The following is a 5,805-nucleotide window of genomic DNA, read 5'->3' on the forward strand; positions in this document are numbered from 1 at the left end:
TTCCTGGTCCGGGTCGTCCGCGAGCTCCTGTTCAACGTGGTCAAGCACTCCGGCGTCCTCGAGGCCACGGTCACGGTCCGGTCCGTCCCCGACGGCGTCTGCATCGAGGTCGCCGACCAGGGGCACGGGTTCGATCCGGCCTCGGCCCCGAGCGGGTTCGGGATCGCGACCGCGCGCGACCGGTTGGGCTTGGTGGGCGGCGCCCTCGAGGTCGAGACGGCCTTGGGCGAGGGGACGCGGACCACGGTGGTAAGCCCGACGGGGACGGTAGGCTCTTCCTGAGCCGCCGCTGCGGTGGAACGTGTCGGGTGGCGTATGTGTCTGAAAAGACGAGGCCTCGCGGTCCCGATGCGGGGTCTGCCAGGCCCATTTTGGGCCGCGGGGCTCGCCACCATCCCTACCGTCCATGTCCATCCGAGTGTTCGTCGTCGAGGACCACCACGTCGTCCGGGAAGGGTACGTGGCGCTTCTCGGGACGGTACCGGAGGTCGAACTGGTCGGCGTCGCGGAGAGAGGGGAGGAGGCCATCGACAGGATCCCACCTCTGCGCTGCGACGTGGTCGCGGTCGACCTCCAGCTCCCCGGGATGAGCGGCCTCGAGGTCGTCAAGCGCCTGGTCGCCCTCGAGGACGCCCCCTCGATCCTGGTCGTGTCCGCCCACGAGGAAGCGATCTACGCCGACCACGCGTTCGAGGCCGGGGCCACCGGCTACCTCACCAAGCACGAGGCGGCCCGCCAGTTGCCCGACGCGGTGCTGATGACTGCGAACGGCGAGCGCTACCTCTCGGAGTCGCTCCGCGCCCAGGCGTAGGCCGCCCTCGAGGACGTGAACGGGCGGTGAGTTCGGGCGTCGTCGCAGAGTCGTCACAGATGGCGTGATCTTGGCGAGCGATCATCGGCCGCCCCTCTGCCTGATCCTGTGCCTGATTTCGTGACCGCGCTCGTCGCGGCCTTCCTGCCCCTCTTCGTCGCCATCAACATCCCGGGCATCCTGCCGCTCTACATCGGGATGACGGAGACGTTCACGGCCGAGAACCGCCGCCAACTCCTGGTCCGGGCCTTGCTAGCCGCGTTCGTGCTGGCGGTCCTGATGCTGTTCGCCGGGCAGGTCATCTTCGACACCCTGGGCATCGCGCTCGACGACCTGCGGGTCGGCGGTGGCATCATCTTGCTGGTGATCGCGGTGACGGACCTGGCCTTCGGCGACACCAAGGACCGGCGCGGTGGCAGCAAGAAGGACCGCAAAAAGCTCGAGGACCACGTCGAGGACGAGCCCGTGGACCTGCCGGTCGTCCCGTTGGGGATCCCGCTCATCATCGGGCCGGGCGCCATCACGACGATCCTGATCGCGGAGGGCCAGTTTGGGTGGCCGGTCACGCTGGGCTCGATCGTCGCCAACATGCTGCTGGTGTTCGTCGCGTTCACGTTCGGGCCGTCGCTGCTGCGGTTGTTCGGCAAGGGGACCTCGAAGGCCGTCGCGAAGGTGGCGAGCCTGTTCCTGGCCGCGATCTCGGTCGCGATGATCCGGGCCGGCATCATGGGCATGATCGGGGCCGCCTAGTGAGGGCCTACCGCACCGCAGAGGTCCGGTGGTTTATGCCGGGCGCGATCCCGCCGGCCGTCCGGGATTGGTTCGACGCGCTCGGCCCCGGATCCAGTCCGGGACAGGCTCCCGAGGCCGAAACGCGCACCGACCTCTACCTCGCTCCGACGTCCGACGCGCTCGGCGTCAAGCTCCGCGACGGCCGCGTCGAGGCCAAGCGCCGCACCGGGACGCTCGGTCTGCTCGACCTCGAGGGCGGCCCCGTCGAGGTCGAAGCCTGGGCCAAGTGGTCGTTCGAAACGCCGACCGCCCTCGAGAGCCGCCAGGCCAGCGAAGCCAACGAAGCCGGCTGGATCCCCGTCGAGAAGACGCGCCGGCAGCGGCACGCCGACGGCTGCGCCCTCGAGCTCTCCCGGATCGTCCTCGAGGGTGAGGACTGGTGGTCGGTCTGCCTCGAAGCGACCGGCGCCGACGACGCCGAGCGGAGGTCGGCCCTCGAGGCCGGTGCCCGCCGGTGGCTCGCCATCGAGGACGCGCCCTCGCTAGCGTCATCGGACGCGGCGGGGTACCCGGCGTGGCTGCGCGCTAGGCGACCGTAGCGGTGCGGCGTGCTATCCTCCGGGGTCGCCTGCCTGCATCGAGATGCGCTTTCTCCTCGGCCTCCTCGTTCTCGCCGTGGCCCCCGCCGTCGCGCAGCCCGCTCTGATCCCGATGCCGGTCGCCCTCGACGTCGGCGAGGGCACGTTCGAGGTGACGGGCGAAACGCCCATCCTGGTCGCGCCTGACGACAGCGAGGCCGCGCGCATCGGCGCGATGCTGGCCGATTTGATCGGTACCACGGACGAGTCGACGCCGAGCGTTGGCTACGCCGACCTGACGGCTCTTGAGGTCGACCTCGGTGGGGCCGCGATCCGATTGGTAACCGACGCCGGGCGCTCCGACCTCGAGGCCGAGGGCTATGAGCTGGCGGTGTCGCCAGAGGGCACAGTGATCACGGCGGCGACGCCGGCGGGCTTGTTCTACGGTGTCCAGACCTTCCGCCAGCTCCTTCCTGCTCGCGTCGAGTACACCGCGACGCTGCCGGCCTCGATCTCGGCTCCGGCCGTCACGATCACGGACGCTCCGCGCTTCGAGTGGCGCGGGATGATGCTGGACGTCGCCCGCCACTTCTTTCCTGTCGAGGACGTCGAGCGGGTGATCGACCTGATGGCGATGTACAAGCTGAACCGGCTCCACCTCCACCTGTCGGACGACCAGGGCTGGCGCATCGAGATCCCCGGCCGCCCCGCCCTCACCGAGATCGGCAGTCTGACGCAGGTCGGCGGCGGTCCGGGCGGGTTCTACACCGTCGAGGACTACGAGCACATCGTCCGATACGCGGCGGACCGGTTTATCACCGTCGTTCCAGAGATCGACCTGCCCGGCCACACGAACGCGGCCCTCGCCTCGATCCCGGAGCTCAACTGCGACGGCGTCGCTCGCGAGCCCTACACCGGCACCCGCGTCGGCTTCAGCACGGTCTGCGTCGGCCGTGAGGAGACCTACACCTTCGTGGACGACGTCGTGCGGGAGCTGGCCGCCATGACGCCGGGCGACGAGATCCACCTGGGCGGCGACGAGGTCCACGAGCTGCCTGCGGAGGACTACCAGCGGTTCGTCGAGCGTGCCCAGGCCATCGTGACAAGCCACGGGAAGCGGTTCGTGGGCTGGGACGAGGTCGCTCTCGCTAACCTCGAGGCCGGAGCGATCGTCCAGGTCTGGCGCCCACAGTCGAGGGGCACCGCCGCGTCGGTCGCCCGAGCGGTCGGAGCCGGCGCCACCGTCGTGCTCTCGCCCGCCGACCGCATCTACCTCGACATCAAGTACGACTCGACCACCGTCCTCGGCTTGACATGGGCCGGTATCAACAGCGTCCGCGACGCCTATGAGTGGGACCCGAGCGGGCTCGTCGAGGGCGTACCGGACGACGCCATCCGTGGCGTCGAGGCGCCGTTGTGGACGGAGACCATCGGGACGGTCCGCGACATCGAGTTCATGGCGTTCCCTCGTCTGGCAGGCGTCGCCGAGATCGGCTGGTCTCCTCGAGGCCGCGACTGGGAGGAGTACCGGCTCCGGCTCGCCGCACACGGGCCGCGCTGGACCGCGCTCGGGATCTCCTTCTTCCGTGCTCCCGAGATCTCGTGGCCACTCGGCGGCGTCGAGTAGTCGCCCTCGAGGTCGCGCCCCGGTCCACACACCTTCTCTCATGCCCTCCGTCCGCGTCCTTCTGTTCGACGTCCTGCGCCGTGAGATCGGCACGAACGAGCTCGTCCTCGAGGTCGCCGGCGGAGCCACGGGTGCGGATCTGCTAGGTGAACTCGTTGACGCTCACGAGCCCATCGCTCGGCACCGCCCGACGATCCGGCTGGCCGTCAACCGACGCTACGTGGCGTTCGAGACCGTCCTCGAGGACGGCGACGAGGTCGCGTTGATCACGCCGGTGAGTGGGGGGTAGTGGGCGTGCGCATCCTTCTGGCCGCCCTCGCGGTTGTGTCTGGAATCCCGTCCTCGATGGCCCAGGCGCGTCACGACCTCGAGGTCGGCCGAGCGGTGGTTACGGTTGCGGGGACGGGCAAGGCGGGGACGCATGAGAACACGCTTGGCGCCCTCGTCGGCGCGCGGGTCCGACTCCCGCTCGGTCTCCGCGTTCGGTCCGCCCTCGAGGTCGAGGCCTTGGTCGAAGACCTCGGGATCCCAGGGCCGAGCGCCGGTGCCCAGGCCGCCCTCGAGGTCGGGTACGCGTTCGGTGACGAGAGGGGCGGGGAGCGGGAGCACGAGGTCGGGTACTACCTCGTCAGCTACCTCGACGGAGATCGGACGTCGCAAGTGTCGGGCGGGATTCGGTACCGACACACCCAGCCGAGTTGGTCACTCGAGGTTCAGTTTGAGAACGACGCGCTCGCGCACCAACTTCTGGACCGCTACCGGACGTTCGCGCTCCGCACGCGGTATCTCCGCCGCGACACGCCCCTTCCGGTTGGGTTCGGCATCCGGGCGGTGGTGTGGACGGGAACGACGGAAGGCCTGGGACGGCTCGGTCGGGACGACGTCTACGACCTGTCCGGCCAGTATGGCGGCGACGTCGCGCACGGGGTCCTCGCCCTCGACGTGTACCATGGCGGCCTGACGTTGTCGCTCGGCGTGGACTCCGAAGCCGTCCGCTCGACGTTGCAGAACTCGTTCCACTACCTCATCGACGACGGCCAGATTCCACGGCTCGATCTTCCGCCGCGATTGTTCATTCGCCTCGCACTCAACGAGATCGGTGGCCTGTACTGACTCGTCCTCGAGGACGGGAGCTTTCCAAGACGTCGAGAGGCGTCAGGCCGGCGAAGCCAACGGCTATCGCGCGACGGCGACCGAGCGGACCTCGCGGATCACCGTCACGCGGATCTGGCCCGGGTACTCCATCTCACGCTCGATGCGGCGCGCGATGTCCTGCGACAACGTCTCCGCGACCGCATCCGAGACCCGTTGCGTATCAACGACGACGCGGATCTCTCGACCGGCCTGGATCGCGTACGCCTGCATCACGCCCTCGAAGCTGGCCGCGATTTCCTCGAGTCCCTTGAGTCGCTGGACGTAGCGCTCGATGGCTTCGCGCCGTGCTCCCGGACGTGCTCCCGATGCCGCGTCGGCGGCCTGGACGATGGGGGAGATGGCCGTCGCCATCGGGATCTCGTCGTGGTGAGCGCCGATCGCGTTCGCGATGTCCGGGTGCTCCCGGTACTGCCGTGCGAGCTCCATGCCCGCGATTGCGTGCGGCTTTTCCAAGTCGCCTTCGATCACCTTGCCGATGTCGTGGAGCAGCCCCGCGCGCCGCGCCTTGCGTGCATCGAGGCCGAGCTCGGCCGCCATGAGTCCCGACAGTTTCGCGACCTCGATGGAGTGCTCGAGCAGGTTCTGCCCGTAGCTCGCGCGGTACCGCATCCGCCCGACCAGCTTGACCAGTTCGGGGTGGAGACCGTGGAGTTGGAGGTCGAGGGCAGTCTGCTCGCCGGTCTCCATGATTTCGACGTCGATCTCGGTCTTGGTTTGCTCGACGACCTCCTCGATCCGAGCCGGGTGGATTCGACCATCGTCCAGCAAGCGAACGAGGGAGAGCCGGGCGATCTCGCGGCGGACCGGGTCGAATCCCGACACCAAGACGGCGTCGGGCGTGTCGTCGACGATGACCTCGACGCCGGTCGCGGCCTCGAACGCTCGGATGTTGCGGCCCTCTC

8 protein-coding genes are annotated in these 5,805 nt (G+C 69.0%); 7 read left to right on the forward strand and 1 reads right to left on the reverse strand.

All coding sequences use genetic code 11. The features are described from left to right. The 7 genes from WBA11_RS18925 to WBA11_RS18955 all read left to right on the forward strand — a co-directional run. A partial coding sequence (locus WBA11_RS18925) for a sensor histidine kinase (RefSeq protein ID WP_424522183.1) occupies positions 1-282 on the forward strand: 282 nt, incomplete at its 5' end. 124 nt (positions 283-406) lie between these two features. Further along, complete coding sequence (locus WBA11_RS18930; protein ID WP_424522184.1) at positions 407-811, forward strand: response regulator; 405 nt, start codon at positions 407-409, stop codon at positions 809-811. 120 nt (positions 812-931) lie between these two features. Beyond that, on the forward strand, positions 932-1,561 hold the full coding sequence (locus WBA11_RS18935; RefSeq protein WP_424522185.1) for a MarC family protein: 630 nt from the start codon (positions 932-934) through the stop codon (positions 1,559-1,561). Further along, positions 1,561-2,142 (forward strand): hypothetical protein, encoded by a 582-nt coding sequence (locus tag WBA11_RS18940; protein ID WP_424522186.1) that lies wholly within the window; start codon positions 1,561-1,563, stop codon positions 2,140-2,142. Before WBA11_RS18935 ends, WBA11_RS18940 begins: the two co-directional genes overlap by 1 nt. 43 nt (positions 2,143-2,185) lie before the next feature. Continuing rightward, positions 2,186-3,748, forward strand: coding sequence for a beta-N-acetylhexosaminidase (locus WBA11_RS18945; protein WP_424522187.1), 1,563 nt, complete (start codon positions 2,186-2,188; stop codon positions 3,746-3,748). Positions 3,749-3,788: 40 nt separating this feature from the next. Continuing rightward, positions 3,789-4,037 carry a MoaD/ThiS family protein gene (locus WBA11_RS18950; RefSeq protein ID WP_424522188.1) on the forward strand — a complete coding sequence of 83 codons (249 nt, stop codon included), beginning with the start codon at positions 3,789-3,791 and terminating at the stop codon, positions 4,035-4,037. A 5-nt stretch (positions 4,038-4,042) separates the two neighbouring features. Beyond that, positions 4,043-4,861 (forward strand): polymorphic toxin type 23 domain-containing protein, encoded by an 819-nt coding sequence (locus WBA11_RS18955; protein ID WP_424522189.1) that lies wholly within the window; start codon positions 4,043-4,045, stop codon positions 4,859-4,861. Between the two features lie 63 nt (positions 4,862-4,924). Here WBA11_RS18955 and rny read toward each other — a convergent pair. Next, a partial coding sequence (rny, locus tag WBA11_RS18960) for a ribonuclease Y (RefSeq protein ID WP_424522190.1) occupies positions 4,925-5,805 on the reverse strand: 881 nt, incomplete at its 5' end.

This window comes from Rubrivirga sp., from assembly GCF_049648075.1.
In the GTDB taxonomy this organism is placed as follows: Bacteria; Bacteroidota; Rhodothermia; order Rhodothermales; family Rubricoccaceae; genus Rubrivirga.